This window comes from Variovorax sp. AC194, from assembly GCF_979257995.1.
The window spans coordinates 2208364-2221716 of record NZ_OZ409823.1 but is presented as its reverse complement, the minus strand read 5'-3'; the positions used below and the strand labels follow the sequence as shown (position 1 = coordinate 2221716).

General features: G+C 66.5%; 16 protein-coding genes. 6 read left to right on the top strand and 10 right to left on the bottom strand.

The window, feature by feature from the left end:
- Position 1: 1 nt before the first annotated feature.
- Complete coding sequence (murB, locus tag ACZYRS_RS10720) at positions 2-1054, bottom strand: UDP-N-acetylmuramate dehydrogenase (protein ID WP_463419231.1); 1053 nt, start codon at positions 1052-1054, stop codon at positions 2-4.
- A gap of 43 nt (positions 1055-1097) precedes the next feature.
- Between murB and ACZYRS_RS10715 the strand changes: the two genes are divergently transcribed.
- Positions 1098-1583, top strand: coding sequence for a YajQ family cyclic di-GMP-binding protein (locus ACZYRS_RS10715; RefSeq protein WP_013542743.1), 486 nt, complete (start codon positions 1098-1100; stop codon positions 1581-1583).
- 7 nt (positions 1584-1590) lie between these two features.
- Entirely contained in the window at positions 1591-2241 is a 651-nt protein-coding gene (locus tag ACZYRS_RS10710) for a retropepsin-like aspartic protease family protein (protein WP_463419230.1), read from the top strand.
- A gap of 3 nt (positions 2242-2244) precedes the next feature.
- Here ACZYRS_RS10710 and ACZYRS_RS10705 read toward each other — a convergent pair whose 3' ends face one another.
- From ACZYRS_RS10705 to ACZYRS_RS10690, 4 genes are all read right to left on the bottom strand, one after another.
- Positions 2245-2598, bottom strand: a complete 354-nt coding sequence (locus ACZYRS_RS10705) for a RidA family protein (RefSeq protein WP_463419229.1) — start codon at positions 2596-2598, stop codon at positions 2245-2247.
- A 9-nt stretch (positions 2599-2607) separates the two neighbouring features.
- Positions 2608-3255: a glycerol-3-phosphate 1-O-acyltransferase PlsY gene (gene plsY / locus ACZYRS_RS10700; RefSeq protein ID WP_463419228.1), complete on the bottom strand. Its 648-nt coding sequence runs from the start codon at positions 3253-3255 to the stop codon at positions 2608-2610.
- 69 nt (positions 3256-3324) lie between these two features.
- Positions 3325-3816 carry an aminoacyl-tRNA deacylase gene (locus ACZYRS_RS10695; RefSeq protein ID WP_463422476.1) on the bottom strand — a complete coding sequence of 164 codons (492 nt, stop codon included), beginning with the start codon at positions 3814-3816 and terminating at the stop codon, positions 3325-3327.
- 8 nt (positions 3817-3824) lie between these two features.
- Positions 3825-4886, bottom strand: coding sequence for an aldo/keto reductase (locus ACZYRS_RS10690; protein WP_463419227.1), 1062 nt, complete (start codon positions 4884-4886; stop codon positions 3825-3827).
- 135 nt (positions 4887-5021) lie between these two features.
- Between ACZYRS_RS10690 and ACZYRS_RS10685 the strand changes: the two genes are divergently transcribed.
- On the top strand, positions 5022-5948 hold the full coding sequence (locus ACZYRS_RS10685; RefSeq protein WP_463419226.1) for an alpha/beta fold hydrolase: 927 nt from the start codon (positions 5022-5024) through the stop codon (positions 5946-5948).
- On the opposite strand, the gene ACZYRS_RS10680 is transcribed toward ACZYRS_RS10685, so the two are convergent.
- On the bottom strand, positions 5945-6652 hold the full coding sequence (locus tag ACZYRS_RS10680) for an aspartate/glutamate racemase family protein (protein WP_463419225.1): 708 nt from the start codon (positions 6650-6652) through the stop codon (positions 5945-5947). The genes ACZYRS_RS10685 and ACZYRS_RS10680 overlap by 4 nt on opposite strands.
- A gap of 152 nt (positions 6653-6804) precedes the next feature.
- On the opposite strand from ACZYRS_RS10680, the gene ACZYRS_RS10675 reads away from it, so the two are divergent.
- On the top strand, positions 6805-7638 hold the full coding sequence (locus ACZYRS_RS10675; protein ID WP_463419224.1) for a MetQ/NlpA family ABC transporter substrate-binding protein: 834 nt from the start codon (positions 6805-6807) through the stop codon (positions 7636-7638).
- A complete protein-coding gene (locus tag ACZYRS_RS10670) occupies positions 7635-8993 on the top strand; it encodes an LLM class flavin-dependent oxidoreductase (protein WP_463419223.1) in 1359 nt (452 codons plus the stop codon). The genes ACZYRS_RS10675 and ACZYRS_RS10670 overlap by 4 nt, the downstream gene beginning before the upstream one ends.
- 282 nt (positions 8994-9275) lie before the next feature.
- Here ACZYRS_RS10670 and ACZYRS_RS10665 read toward each other — a convergent pair whose 3' ends face one another.
- Genes ACZYRS_RS10665 through ACZYRS_RS10650 form a run of 4 tightly spaced genes read right to left on the bottom strand, consistent with a single transcriptional unit; the run spans position 9276 to position 12051 of the window.
- Positions 9276-9629: a hypothetical protein gene (locus ACZYRS_RS10665; protein ID WP_463419222.1), complete on the bottom strand. Its 354-nt coding sequence runs from the start codon at positions 9627-9629 to the stop codon at positions 9276-9278.
- 25 nt (positions 9630-9654) lie between these two features.
- Complete coding sequence (locus tag ACZYRS_RS10660) at positions 9655-10476, bottom strand: MetQ/NlpA family ABC transporter substrate-binding protein (protein WP_463419221.1); 822 nt, start codon at positions 10474-10476, stop codon at positions 9655-9657.
- 47 nt (positions 10477-10523) lie between these two features.
- Positions 10524-11186, bottom strand: coding sequence for a methionine ABC transporter permease (locus ACZYRS_RS10655; RefSeq protein ID WP_198789284.1), 663 nt, complete (start codon positions 11184-11186; stop codon positions 10524-10526).
- A complete protein-coding gene (locus ACZYRS_RS10650) occupies positions 11179-12051 on the bottom strand; it encodes a methionine ABC transporter ATP-binding protein (RefSeq protein WP_463419220.1) in 873 nt (290 codons plus the stop codon). Before ACZYRS_RS10650 ends, ACZYRS_RS10655 begins: the two co-directional genes overlap by 8 nt.
- Before the next feature lie 235 nt (positions 12052-12286).
- Between ACZYRS_RS10650 and ACZYRS_RS10645 the strand changes: the two genes are divergently transcribed.
- Positions 12287-13108, top strand: a complete 822-nt coding sequence (locus ACZYRS_RS10645) for a MetQ/NlpA family ABC transporter substrate-binding protein (protein ID WP_463419219.1) — start codon at positions 12287-12289, stop codon at positions 13106-13108.
- Positions 13109-13353 lie beyond the last annotated feature (245 nt).

The following is a 13353-nucleotide window of genomic DNA, read 5'->3' as shown; positions in this document are numbered from 1 at the left end:
CTCAGACGACCACCGGCTCGGGCTCCAGGCGAATGCCGAAGCGCTCGTACACGCTGGTCTGGATGGCCTTGGCCAGCGTCATCACCTCGCCGCCGGTCACCGGGTTCTCGCTGCCGCCGCGGTTGACCAGCACCAGCGCCTGCCGCTCGTACACGCCGGCATTGCCGACCGACTTGCCCTTCCAGCCGCAGGCGTCGATGAGCCAGCCGGCCGCCAGCTTGATGCTGCCGTCGGCCATCGGGTAGTGAACGATCTTGGGGTCGCGCGCGATGATGTCGGCGCACTGCTCGGGCGTGACGGTCGGGTTCTTGAAGAAGCTGCCGGCATTGCCCAGCACGCGCCAGTCGGGCAGCTTGGCGCGGCGGATGGCGCAGATCCAGTCGAAGACATCGACGGCGCTCGGCGTGAAGTTGCCGGTTTCTTCCATCTTGCGTTCGAGGTCGAGGTAGCCGACGACCGCCTTCCAGGGCTTGGGCAAGCGGAAGCGCACCCGCGTGATTAGCGCCCGGCCCGCGAGGCCGAAGTCGTTGGGGCCGCTTCGCACGTGCTTGAAGACCGAATCGCGGTAGCCGAAGGCGCACTGGGCGGCATCGAGCGTGAAGCTGCGGCCGGTGTCCAGGTCGATGGCGTCCAGCGATTCGAAGCGGTCCTGCAGCTCGACGCCGTAGGCGCCGATGTTCTGCACCGGCGCGCCACCTACGGTGCCGGGAATGAGCGCCAGGTTCTCGAGGCCGGGATAGCCGTTGCGCACCATCCATTCGACGGCGTCGTGCCAGATTTCGCCCGCACCCGCCTCGACGATCCAGGCCCTGGGCGTCTCTTCGACCAGCCGCAGGCCCTTGATTTCCACCTTGAGCACCAGCGGCTTGACGTCGCCGGTCAGCACGATGTTGCTGCCGCCGCCCAGCACGAAACGGGGGGCGCCCGGCCAGTCGGGGCCGGCCAGGAGCTCGGCGATATCGGCCTCGCCCGTGATGCGCGCCAGGCGCTGCGCGCGCGCGACGATGCCGAAACTGTTGTACGGCTGCAGGGGGACGTTGTGCTCCACGATCATGGGAGAATTGTCGCATCCAGCACAAGTGACATCAGGAGAGCCCATGCCGTCTTTCGATACCGTCTGCGAGCCCAATCTGCCCGAAGTGAAGAATGCGGTCGAGAACACCGCCAAGGAAATCGCGACGCGCTTCGATTTCAAGGGCACGGCGGCCGCCGTCGACCTCAAGGACAAGGAAATCACCATGATCGGGGATGCCGAGTTCCAACTCGTGCAGGTGGAAGACATCCTTCGCAGCAAGCTCACCAAGCGCAGCGTCGATGTGCGCTTCCTCGACAAGGGCGACGTCCAGAAGATGGGCGGCGACAAGGTCAAGCAGGTCATCAAGGTCAAGAGCGGCATCGAGAGCGAGCAGGCCAAGAAGATCACCCGCATCGTCAAGGACAGCAAGCTCAAGGTGCAGGCCGCGATCCAGGGCGACGCGGTGCGCATCACCGGCGCCAAGCGCGACGACCTGCAGGCCGCGATGGCCCTCATCAAGAAGGACGTGCCGGACATGCCGCTGTCGTTCAACAACTTCCGCGACTGATCGCACCATGAAATCCCCGGCGGTCCTCGCGGCAGCGCTTCTTCTGGCTGCCGTTGCGACGGCGCACGCCGCCAGCTCGGTGATGCTCACCGGCACCATCGGCAGCCGCGCGATCCTGATCGTGAACGGCGCGCCGCCCAAGACGGTGGCGGTCGGCGAGAGCTTCCAGGGCGTGAAGCTGGTGTCGCTGCAGGCCGAACAGGCCGTGGTCGAACTCGAGGGCAAGCGCGTCAACCTGCGCATGGACACGCCGGTCAGCATCGGCGGAAATGGTGGAGGTTCCGGCGGTGGCAGCCGCATCGTGCTGCCGGCCGACAGCCGCGGCCACTACATGACGCAGGGCACCATCAACGGGCGCACGGTCACCTTCATGCTCGACACCGGGGCCACGTCGATCGCGTTGTCGGCCGCCGATGCGCAGCGCATCGGCCTGGACTACAGCAAGGCCCAGCGGGTCCAGATGAGCACCGCCAACGGCGTGACCGTGGGCTACAAGCTGCGGCTGCAGTCCGTGCGCGTCGGCGATGTCGAGGTCTACGACATCGACGCCATCGTGTCCCCCGAGCCGATGCCCTTCGTGCTGCTGGGCAACAGCTTCATCAACCGCTTCTCCATGCGCCGCGACGCGGACCAGATGGTCCTGGAGAAACGCTACTGAGCGTCAGACCGCGGCAGCGGTAACGACGATCTCGATCTTGTAGGCCGCGTTGGCCATCTTGGCCTGCACCGTCGCGCGCGGCGGCGTGTTGCCGGCCGGAATCCACGCATCCCACACCTCGTTCATCGCCGTGATGTCGGTGATGTCGGCCAGGAAGATCTGCGTCATGAGGATGCGCGACTTGTCGCTGCCGGCCTCGGCCAGCAGGCGATCGACCATGGCGAGCACCTGCGCGGTCTGGCCGCGGATGTCCTGCGAGGTGTCGTCGGGCACCTGGCCCGCCAGGTAGACGGTGCCGTTGTGCACGGCCGTCTCCGAGAGACGCGGACCGACGTGAAAGCGGGTGAGGGTTGCCATGGTGGTGTTCTAGCCTTCTGCTTCAAGCTTTTTCTTCGAGCCGAGTTTCGACTCCGTGCCGGCCGCGAGCCGGCGGATGTTTTCGCGGTGCCGCCAGACCAGCAGCAGACTCATGATGATGATCGCAATCAGCACCGTGCGGTCGAGCGGCCACGCGATGTTGCCGCCCAAAAGGTAATAGGCCGGCGCGAAGAACGCCGCCACCAGCGACGACAGCGACGAATAGCGGAAGAAGACCGCGATGATCAGCCAGGTGACGCCGGTCGCCAGCCCCAGCCAGGGCGCGATGCCCACCAGCACGCCCGCCGCGGTCGCCACGCCCTTGCCGCCCTGGAAACCGAAGAACACCGGGTACAGGTGCCCGAGGAAAGCCGCGAGGCCCGCCACGGCGGCCACGCCATCGCCCAGGCCCCACTGCGCGCCGTAGTGGCGAATCAAAAACACCGGCAGCCAGCCCTTGACCGCATCGAGCACCAGCGTGGCGAGCGCCGCGCCCTTGTTGCCCGAGCGCAGCACGTTGGTCGCGCCGGGGTTGCCGCTGCCGTAGCTGCGCGGATCGGCCATGCCGAGCGACTTGCTCACGATGACCGCGAAGGACAGCGAGCCGATCAGGTACGACGCCACGATGGCGATGAGGGACGGCAGGTGAAAGCTCAAGGCAGCGCTCCGCGGGGAATGGTTGTTCTTATCGGCGACGGCGCCGAAAGGCCGGGATGTCGCGTGCGGCTATTCTGCCAGCGCGCACTGCACCGGCGTCGCGCCCAGCAGCGCGACGCACACCTGCGGATCGATGCCGATCAGGTAGCCACGCCGCCCGCCATTGAGCACGATCCTCGGCAACGCGAGGATCGTCGATTCGACGTACACCGGCATCTCGCGCCGCGTGCCGAAGGGCGAGGTGCCGCCCACCATGTAGCCGCTGTGGCGCTGCGCCACCTCGGGCTTGCAGGGTTCGACCGACTTGGCGCCGATCTGCCGCGCGAGGTTCTTGGTCGACACCGTGCGATTGCCGTGCATCAGCACGATGAGCGGCCTGGCGTCCTGGTCCTGCATCACCAGCGTCTTGATGACGGTGAAGGGGTCGAGCCCCAGCATCTCGGCGCCGCGCTGCGCGCCGCCGTGTTCCATGTACTCGTAGGGATGCTCGGTGAAGGCGATCTTGTTCGCCCGCAGCAATTGCGTTGCGGGCGTTTCGGAAACGTGGACCTTCTTCACCATCTTGTCGTTCACGCAGCCGGGTCCCGGATGTCCCAGCGAATCTTGTCGATCTCGGCCAGGATTTCCGGCGACAGCGTGGTGCCGTAGGCATCGATGTCCTCGTCGAGCTGCTCGAGCGTGCGCACGCCGATGATCGTGCTCGCCACCTGCCACTTGGTGTAGCAGAAGGCCAGTGCGAGCTTCGTGGGCGTCAAGCCGTTGTCGCGCGCGAGCTGGTTGTACAGACGCGCGGCCTTCAGCGCATCGGGGCGGCCCCAGCGGAGCTTGCGCACCGATTCGTAGCGCGTGATGCGCGCTTCGGCGGGCGCGTCGGGGCCGGTGATGCCGCTCTGGTCGTACTTGCCGGTCAGGAGGCCATAGGCCAGTGGCGAGTAGGCCAGCAGCGAGACGCCCAGGCGATGCATCGTCTCGTCCAGTCCGTTCTCTGCGCCCCGGCTCGCGAGGTTGTAGACGTTCTGCACCGTGGCCACGCGCGGCAGGCCGTGCTGCTCGGCCAGCCGCACGAACTCGTGCACGCCGTAGGGCGTTTCATTCGACAGGCCGATCGCGCGGATCTTGCCGGCCTTCACGAGCTTGCCGAAGGTCTCCAGCTGCTCGTGGATCGGCGTCTGCGTGACTTCCTTGGACGGGTCGTAGTAGATGTTGCCGAAGGCCGGCACATGGCGCTCGGGCCAGTGGATCTGGTAGAGGTCGATCGTCTCGGTCTTCAGGCGCTTCAGGCTCGCCTCGCACGAGGCCACGATGTCCGCGGCCGTCATGCCCACGCCTTCGCGCACCCAGGGGGTGTTGCGCAGCGGGCCGGCCACCTTGGTGGCCAGCACGAGCTTCTGGCGCGCGCCGGGATTGGCGGCGAACCAGTTGCCGATGATGGTTTCGGTGACGCTGTAGGTTTCCTTGCGGGTGGGCACCGAGTACATCTCGGCGGTGTCGATGAAATCGACGCCCCGCTCTAGCGAGCGGCTCAGGATGGCGTGGGCGGTGGGCTCGTCCACCTGTTCGCCGAAGGTCATGGTGCCGAGGCAGATCGGGGTGACGTGCAGGTCGCTCTGACCGAGTTGGATCTTTTTCATGCGCGGGATGCTACCGCCCTCCCCCGCAACGCGCTGGCCGCGCGCCGAAAGCCCGAGCGGATGCGCTCCGCCGGTGTTCACAACTGTCGTCTGGCGGACTGCCCGAACGCGCCAGGCTCCTTATCATCGACGCCCATGTACCAAGCCCTCCGTCCCTCGCGCAGCGAATTCGTGCCCGTGCGCAACTTGAGCTACCACGTGCGCCTCTGGGGCGAGCCCTCGCCGGACCGCCCGCCACTGGTGCTGGTGCACGGATGGATGGACGTCGCGGCCTCCTGGCAGTTCGTGGTCGATGCGCTGGGCGAAGACCGCTTCATCATCGCCCCCGACTGGCGCGGCTTCGGCCTCACGGACGGCGGCGGCGTCGACAACTACTGGCTCGCCGACTACCTGGCCGACCTCGAATGGCTGCTCGACCACTATGCCGGCGAGGGCGACAGCGCCCGGCCGGTCGACCTCGTCGGCCACAGCATGGGCGGCAACGTCGCGATGCACTACGCGGGCGTGCGGCCCGCGCGCATCCGCCGCCTCGTGAACCTCGAAGGCTTCGGCATGCCCGCGCGCAAGCCCGACGAAGCGCCCGCGCGCTACGGCCAGTGGATCGACGAGCTCAAGGGCCTGCACCGCGGCGAGAAGGCGCTCGCGGGCTACTCGGCCGTCGACGGCGTGGCCCGCCGCCTCATGAAGACCAACCCGCGCCTGACGCAAGACAAGGCCGATTGGCTCGCGAGCCACTGGTCCGCCGGCCATGTGCAGCCCGACGGCAGCACGCGCTGGCAGATCCTTGGCGAAGCGGCGCACAAGATCGTCAACGCGCACATCTTCCGCGTCGACGAAACTCTTGCGCTCTATGCGCGCATCACCGCGCCGACGCTGATGATCGAGGCCGCCGACGACAGCCTGCACGGCTGGTGGAAGGCCCGCTACACGCTCGACGAATTCCACGAGCGCCTGAAGTCCGTGCCCTCGGTGCGCATCGAGCGGCTGGACGACGCGGGGCACATGCTGCACCACGACCAGCCGCAGCGCGTGGCGCGGCTGATCGAAGACTTCCTGGCCTAGTTCTTCTGCGTCGTCTGAGTCGCGCGGCGCAGTGCCGCGCGTGCCAGCAGCCGCGTCGAATCGAGCGTCGGCAGCGGCGAATTCGCGTCGTTCATGATCAGCGGAATCTCGGTGCAGCCGAGCACCACCGCATCGCAGCCCTCTTCATCTTTCAGGCGCTGCATCACGCGCTGGAAGGTCGCAACCGCCTCCGGTTTGAAGACGCCGTAGACCAGCTCTTCCATGATGATCCTCGCGATCTCGTCGCGCTCCTCGATGGTGGGCCGGACATGGTCCAGGCCGCGCGCCGAGAGCTTCTCGGGATACACCTGGCTGTCGGTCAGCCAGCGCGTGCCCGTGATGCCGATGCGCCGAAAGCCGCGCCGCGCCGCTTCATCGGCGACGCACCCGGCGATGTGCAACCAGGGCAGCGGCGAGCGCCCCTCGATGAACGGCAGCGCCTGGTGGATGGTGTTATCGGGGCACACCAGAAAGTCCGCGCCGATCTTCGCGAGCTTGTGCGCCGACGCGAGCATCACCTCGCCCACGCCGCGCCAGTCGCCGCGGTAGATGTGTGCCATGTAGTCCGAGAGCGATGGCGTGTGCATCGAGACCTCCGGATGCGCGTGCGGGCCGAGCAGTTTCGCGCCCTCCACGCAAATGGTCTGGTAGCAAAGCGATGCGCCTTCGGCCGAGCAGCCGACGATTCCGATGTGCTGGGTCATGGCGGCATCCTACAAAAGGCGCGGACCGATGTCATTGCCCTGCCCCGCGATATCCGCCGACCGGATATCCAAGCGCGCAAATCTTCGTTCGCACATCAGGCACCGCCGCCTAGAGTGCCCAACTCCTTTCGCCGTCCTCCGGAGTTGCCGTCATGCCTTTCCCCTCGCGCGCGCCCTCGTGGCTGCGCCGTCTCGCCCCGCTGTCCGGCGGCCTCGCACTGAGCCTGCTCCTTCACATCTCCGCCCACGCCGACGATCTGCGCGTAGGCTTCATGCCCGGCCCGTACCGCGATGCCTTCACCCACGGCATCGAGCCCCAGTTGAAGAAGCTGGGCTACACCGTCAAGTACGTCGAGTTCAGCCAGGGCGTGCAGCCCAACGATGCGGTCGAGCGCGGGCAGATCGACGCCAACATCTTCCAGCACTCGCTGTACCTCAACGCCACCAACAAGCAGCAGGGCTTCGATCTCGTGCCCGTGGTGCATGTGCCGACGCCGCCGATGGGCCTCTATTCGCAGCGCCACAAGTCGCTGGACAAGGTGCCCGACGGCGCGACCGTCACGCTGCCGGCCGACCCGGTGAATGCAGCACGCGCGCTCAACATCCTCGCGGCCATCGGGTGGGTGACCATCAAGCCAGGCGTGAGCCCGCTGAGCGTGTCGGAGCGCGACATCGTGACCAACCCCAAGCGCCTGAAGATCGTTCCGCTGGACGCGGCGCAGGCCCCGCGCTCGCTGGCCGATGCCGACCTCGCGGCCGTGCAGGGCAACTTCGCCGTCGCCTCGGGCCTGAAGCTAACCGAGGCCCTGAAGCTCGAAGACATGACGCTGCCCTACGTGAACGTGGTGGCCGTCAAGCGCAGCAACGAGAACGCGAAGTTCGCCAAAGACATCGTGGCCGCCTACCAGTCGCCCGAGTTCCAGAAGTTCTTCAGGGCCAACCCCGTGTGGGCCGGCTACCGGCTGCCGGACTACTTCAGCCAATGAGCAACAGCAACAACAACGGCGCACCGCGCAGGCAACTGCACCTCAACGTCAACATCCTGCACTCGGGCTTCGTGCCTTCGGCGTGGCGCCTGCCGGAGAGCGACCCGTGGGCGTTCGCCGACATCCGGCACTACATCCGCACCGCGCAGATCGCCGAAGCCGCCAAGCTCGATGCGATCTTTCTCGCGGACAACGCGGCCATCGTGGACCAGATCCACTTCCGCCCGATCACCGCGTTGGAGCCCACTATCCTCCTGGCCTGCGTGGCCGCTGCGACCACGCACATCGGCCTCATCGCCACCGCCTCCACCAGCTACAACGAGCCCTACAACATCGCGCGCCGTTTCTCCACGCTCGACCACGTGAGCAACGGCCGCGCGGGCTGGAACATGGTGACCACCGCCGACCTGCCCTCGGCCCGCAACTTCGGCCTGGACACGACGCCCGACCACACCCAGCGCTACGCCCGCGCCTCGGAGTTCGCCGACATCGCGAAGGCGCTGTGGGACAGCTGGGAAGACGATGCCTTCATCGGCGACAAGGCCTCGGGCCGATTCATCGACCCGGCCAAGGTGCATGCGATCGCGCACCGCGGCGAGCACTTCGCGGTGCAGGGGCCGTTGAACCTGCCGCGCGCGCCGCAGGGCCATCCGGTGCTGGTGCAGGCGGGTGCCTCGGCCGATGGGCGCGAGCTCGCGTCACGCCATGCGGAAGCCGTGTTCTCGGCCTCGCAGTCGTTCGAAGAATCGCTGGCCTACGCACGCGCCCTCAAGACCCGCGCCGCCGAACTGGGCCGCGGCCCCGATGCGGTGAAGGTACTCGCCGGCATCACCACCATCGTCGGCGGCACCGAGGCCGAGGCGCGACGCCGGCGCGACGAATTGGTCGACCTGATTCCGTGGGACTACAGCCTCACGCGCCTGGCCGGCACGCTGGGCATCACGCCAGATCGCCTGAAGCTCGACGAGCGCCTGCCCGACAACCTGCCGCTCCCGGGCAATGGCAACGGCAACCACACCTTCTTCAACGCGGTGGTCGCGGCCGGCCGCACGCATGGATACACGGTGCGGCAGTTGATCCGCGAACTCGCGGGCGGTGGTGGGCACCGCGTGATCGTGGGAACGCCGGAGCAGATCGCCGATGACATCGAGCATTGGTTCAAGGGCGGTGCGGCGGATGGGTTCAACCTGATGCCGGATGCGTTGCCGCATGGGCTGCAGGACTTTGTCGATGGCGTGGTGCCGATCCTGCAGAAGCGGGGGCTCTTTCGCACCGAGTACGAGGGGCGCACGTTGCGCGATCACCTCGGGCTGGCGCGGCCTGGTGGACGGACCGCGCAGCGGCTGGCGGCTTGAGCGCTGTTCTGTTCAGGGCAACGATCGCGCCGACGGGGTGCCTTGCTCCGCGAATGTCCCCCGGGCTTCGCCCTCCTCCTTGATTTCGCTGCGCAAGGCACCCCATCGGCGCGCTCGTTTCAGAGCGGTCGTTGATCGGCTGTTCACTCGGAGCGTGCCCAAGTGCGCAGGGCATCGGGTGCTCCCCGCAGCGAAATCAAGGAGGAGGGGCGAAGCCCCGGGGGACATTCGCGGAGGGGAGTACCCGGTGGCCTGTGCACCCGCCACAGACCCGAGCCCTCGTCACTCCTCGTCGGCGTCGTTCCCCGTAAGAGACAGCACCTCTTCCACAAAGGCCTCGAAGAGCGGCAGCTCCGCAGGCAGCCCATCGAGAGACTCCGCCTCCCCCGCATCGAAGAAATGCGGCTTGTCGGAAGGAATCGAAACCCACTCGCCCCCTTCGAACAACAACCCCAGATAACCGTCGGCAGTCGGCAGATAAAACAGTCCCGCCCCATCGAGCGCGCGCTGCCCCTTCTTCGCCTTGCCGCGCCCCCAGCTCACGCCCTGCTGGGTCAGATGCTCGGTGATCCATCCGTCGCACACATGCGTGTCGCGCCAGTTGGCTTGGGCATCGAATATGGCGAGCACGGGCATGAGGGCGTCCTTCGTTGAAAGGTGATTACTGCAGGAAGCTGGGCTTGGCGTAGCCCTGGAACTTGGTGTCCACCACCGTCTTGAATTCCTTGGAATGGTAGGCCTCCACGATGTCCTTGGCCCAAGCGGAATTCTTGTCGCCGGTCTTCACCGCGACCACATTGAGGTAGTAGTCGGGCGTCTTCTCCAGCACCACGGCTTCGGTGAGCTTCAGGCCCGAGGAGATCGCGAAGTTGCCGTTGACGATGGCGTACTCGGTGTCGCCCAGCGAGCGCGGCAGCTGTGCGGCTTCCAGCGGAATGAACTTGAGCTTCTTCGGGTTCTCGGCCACGTCTTTTTCGGACGCGCGGATCGGGTCCACGCCGGTCTTGATGGTGATGAGCTTGTTCTGCTCCAGCAGCACCAGCGCGCGCGCCAGGTTGCTCGGGTCGTTCGGGAGCGTGACGCGGTCGCCCTCCTTCACGTCGGCCAGCGTCTTGCGCTTGGTCGAGTACACGCCCAGCGGCGCGATCGGGCCCTGCACCAGTTCGGCCAGGTCCAGCTTCTGGTCGGCCGAGAACTTCTTCAGGTAAACCTGGTGCTGGAAGAAATTGGCATCGAGCGAGCCCTGGGCGAGCGCGAGGTTGGGCTGCACGTAGTCGTTGAACTCGACCAGCTTCACCTTGTAGCCTTTCTTCTCGAGGAGGGGGACGATGCCGACCTTCAGCTGGTCGATGTTGGAGCCGGCGGTGCCGCCGATCACGAGGTTCTTCTTGGCGTCTTGCGCCTGCGCGAGCGAGAGGCCGCCGAACGACAGCGCGACGAGGGACAGGGCAAGGACGGAGCGGCGCAGCAATGCGGTTTTCATGAGATGACCAGCAGGAAAAAGGAAAGAGGAAGGGAAAGAAAAAGGAATCAACGCTTGTCCAGCCTGCGCGCCGTGGTGTTCCCCACGAATTGCAGGATCTGTACCAGCACCACCAGCAGCGCCACGGTGAGCACCATCACGTCGGTCTGGAAGCGGTAGTAGCCGTAGCGGATCGCCAGGTCGCCGATGCCGCCACCGCCCACCACGCCGGCGATCGCCGAGTACGAGAGAAAGCTCACCGCCAGCACCGTGAGCGCGAGCACCAGGCCCGAGCGCGCCTCGACCACCAGCACGCGCCAGACGATCTGCAACTCCGAGGCGCCCATGGCATGCGCCGCCTCGATCACGCCGCGCGGCACCTCGCGCAGGCACTGGTCCACCAGCCGCGCGAAATACGGAATCGCCGCGAACGACAGCGGCACCGCCGCTGCCAGCGGGCCGATGGAGGTGCCTGCGATCACCCGCGTGAACGGCACCAGCGCCACCAGGAGAATGATGAAAGGGAACGAGCGCACCGTGTTGACGATCCAGTTCAGCACCAGGAACGCCGGCTTGTTCTCCAGCGACTGACCCGGCCCCAGCAGGAACAGCAGGATGCCCAGCGGCCCGCCGATCAGCACCGCGGCCGAGAGGCCGATCGCCAGCATCATGAAAGTCTGGCCCGTGGCGGTCCAGAGCTCGGGAAGGATCGGGGCGATGTTCTCAAACATAGGCCACCTCTTGTGCGTTGCGCGCGGCCGGTATGGGGCGCGGCTCGATGGGCAGGCGCGCCTCGCGCTCGCGGCGGCGCACCAGCTCGTCGATCTCGCGGCCGAGCGCAGTCTTGCGCTCTTCGCTCGGTGCATCGACGGCGAACTGCTCCACCAGCCGGCCCTTCTCGAGGATGGCCACGTTGCGGCACAGCACCTCGACCACCGAGAGCTCGTGCGTGACGATCACGATGGTCACGCCGATCTTCTGGTTGATGTCGCGCAGCGTCTCCAGCAGCGCGCGGGTGGTTTCGGTGTCGAGCGCCGAGGTGGGCTCGTCGCACAGCAGCACCTGCGGGCGCGGCGCGAGCGCGCGGGCGATGGCCACGCGCTGCTTCTGGCCGCCCGAGAGCTGGGCCGGGTAGGTGTCGATCTTTTCAGCGAGGCCCACGAGGTCCAGGCACTCGCGCACCCGCGCATCGATCTCGGCCCTGGAGTGGCGGCCGTGGATCTTCAGCGGGAAGGCCACGTTGTCGAACACCGTGGCGTTCTGCAGCAGGTTGAACTGCTGGAAGATCATGCCGATGTTCTGGCGCGTATCGCGCAGCTCGCGGCGCGAGAGCGTGGTGAGGTCGCGCCCGCCGACGAGCACGCGCCCCGCATCGGGACGCTCCAGCAGGTTGATGAGGCGCAGCAGCGTCGACTTGCCCGCGCCGCTCTTGCCGATCAGGCCGAACACGTCGCCCTGGTGGATGTCGAGCGAGAGCGACTGCACGGCGTCGAACACCTCGCCGCTGGGCAGCGCGAAGGACTTCTGCACCGATTGAAGACGGATGACCGGCTGCGCCGCGTCGCCGCGGGCCGTATCAGGCGAATGGTTGGTCATGGAGAGGAGGCGCGGCCCGCGTGAAGGCAGGTCGCGGAGTTCGCAAAAAGGTGCCGAGTATGAAAACAAGCGCCCCAAAAGGGAACGAACAAATCGGCGCTTGCTTATGCATGAAAAAGCATAAGCATTTCAAAACGCCCGCGCCCAATGCCATATCGATATGCGCATTGGTTCGTTCGCAAATGTGGCCGGCGGTGCCACATTCGCGCCTTCATTTTTGATTTCGCGTCACACCATGCACAGCACTTTCCGCCGCCGCACCCTGGCCCTTGCCGCACTGGCCACCGCCCTCCTGGCCGGCAGCAGCGCCTTCGCGCAGGACAACAACAACAAGAACACGCTGAAGGTCGGCGTCTCGGTCGGCAACGGCGAGCAGATCTTCGAGGTGGTGAAAAAGGTCGCCGCCAAGGACGGCCTGAACATCCAGGTCGTGGTGTTCAACGACTACCAGCTGCCCAACGCCGCGCTCGCCTCGGGCGACCTGGACGCCAACGCGTTCCAGCACCAGCCCTTCCTCGATAACCAGAACAAGGCGCGCGGCTTCGACATCGTGCCCGTGGGTCTCACGATCACCGCGCCGCTGGGCTTCTACTCGCGCAAGATCAAGGCCATCGACCAGTTGCCTGATGGCGCCTCGGTCGGCATCCAGAACGATCCGTCGAACGGCAACCGCGCATTGCTGCTCTTGCAGCAGGCCGGCCTCATCACGCTCAAGCCCGAGGCGGTGAAGAACAACAACGCGACGCCGCTGGACGTGGTGACCAACCCCAAGAAGCTCAAGCTCGTGGCGCTCGATGCGGCGCAGCTGCCGCGCTCGCTCGATGACCTGACCATCGCCTCCATCAACAACGACTACGCCGAGAAGGCGGGCCTCTCGCTCGACAAGGATGCGGTGATCAAGGAATCGCCCAAGAGCCCCTACGCCAACCTGATCGCCGTGCGCCGCGCCGACAAGGACAAGCCCTGGGCCAAGCGCCTCGTGGCGGCGTACCAGTCGCCGGAGGTCAAGCGCTTCATCGAGACCCAGTTCAAGGGCTCGCTCGTGCCGGCGTTCTGATCCGCGCGGACACAGACTTCCCCCTTGCCCCCTGGGTGCGCGCGGCGTGCCCAGGGGGCTTTTTCATGTCTTGCTCCCTCCCCCTCTGGGGGAGGGTTGGGGTGGGGGCACGACGGCCTCGAAGACTGTGCCGGCATTGAAGCCGCCAGCCCCCATCCCCACCTTCCCCCAGAGGGGGAAGGAGCAATACAGGGGCTCTGCAAGGCCGGTCTCCCGAGCGTGAGAAAATACCCGGTTCCCCCGAA

Excerpts from the sequence above, each read along its gene's own strand:
- ACZYRS_RS10660 (WP_463419221.1), bottom strand. The coding sequence starts at position 10,476 with ATGAAAACCGCATTGCTGCGCCGCTCCGTCCTTGCCCTGTCCCTCGTC.
- murB (WP_463419231.1), bottom strand. The coding sequence starts at position 1,054 with ATGATCGTGGAGCACAACGTCCCCCTGCAGCCGTACAACAGTTTCGGC.
- ACZYRS_RS10695 (WP_463422476.1), bottom strand. The coding sequence starts at position 3,816 with ATGGTGAAGAAGGTCCACGTTTCCGAAACGCCCGCAACGCAATTGCTG.
- ACZYRS_RS10665 (WP_463419222.1), bottom strand. The coding sequence starts at position 9,629 with ATGCCCGTGCTCGCCATATTCGATGCCCAAGCCAACTGGCGCGACACG.
- ACZYRS_RS10690 (WP_463419227.1), bottom strand. The coding sequence starts at position 4,886 with ATGAAAAAGATCCAACTCGGTCAGAGCGACCTGCACGTCACCCCGATC.
- ACZYRS_RS10710 (WP_463419230.1), top strand. The coding sequence starts at position 1,591 with ATGAAATCCCCGGCGGTCCTCGCGGCAGCGCTTCTTCTGGCTGCCGTT.
- ACZYRS_RS10675 (WP_463419224.1), top strand. The coding sequence starts at position 6,805 with ATGCCTTTCCCCTCGCGCGCGCCCTCGTGGCTGCGCCGTCTCGCCCCG.
- ACZYRS_RS10655 (WP_198789284.1), bottom strand. The coding sequence starts at position 11,186 with ATGTTTGAGAACATCGCCCCGATCCTTCCCGAGCTCTGGACCGCCACG.
- ACZYRS_RS10705 (WP_463419229.1), bottom strand. The coding sequence starts at position 2,598 with ATGGCAACCCTCACCCGCTTTCACGTCGGTCCGCGTCTCTCGGAGACG.
- ACZYRS_RS10670 (WP_463419223.1), top strand. The coding sequence starts at position 7,635 with ATGAGCAACAGCAACAACAACGGCGCACCGCGCAGGCAACTGCACCTC.
- ACZYRS_RS10685 (WP_463419226.1), top strand. The coding sequence starts at position 5,022 with ATGTACCAAGCCCTCCGTCCCTCGCGCAGCGAATTCGTGCCCGTGCGC.
- ACZYRS_RS10645 (WP_463419219.1), top strand. The coding sequence starts at position 12,287 with ATGCACAGCACTTTCCGCCGCCGCACCCTGGCCCTTGCCGCACTGGCC.
- ACZYRS_RS10680 (WP_463419225.1), bottom strand. The coding sequence starts at position 6,652 with ATGACCCAGCACATCGGAATCGTCGGCTGCTCGGCCGAAGGCGCATCG.
- ACZYRS_RS10650 (WP_463419220.1), bottom strand. The coding sequence starts at position 12,051 with ATGACCAACCATTCGCCTGATACGGCCCGCGGCGACGCGGCGCAGCCG.
- ACZYRS_RS10715 (WP_013542743.1), top strand. The coding sequence starts at position 1,098 with ATGCCGTCTTTCGATACCGTCTGCGAGCCCAATCTGCCCGAAGTGAAG.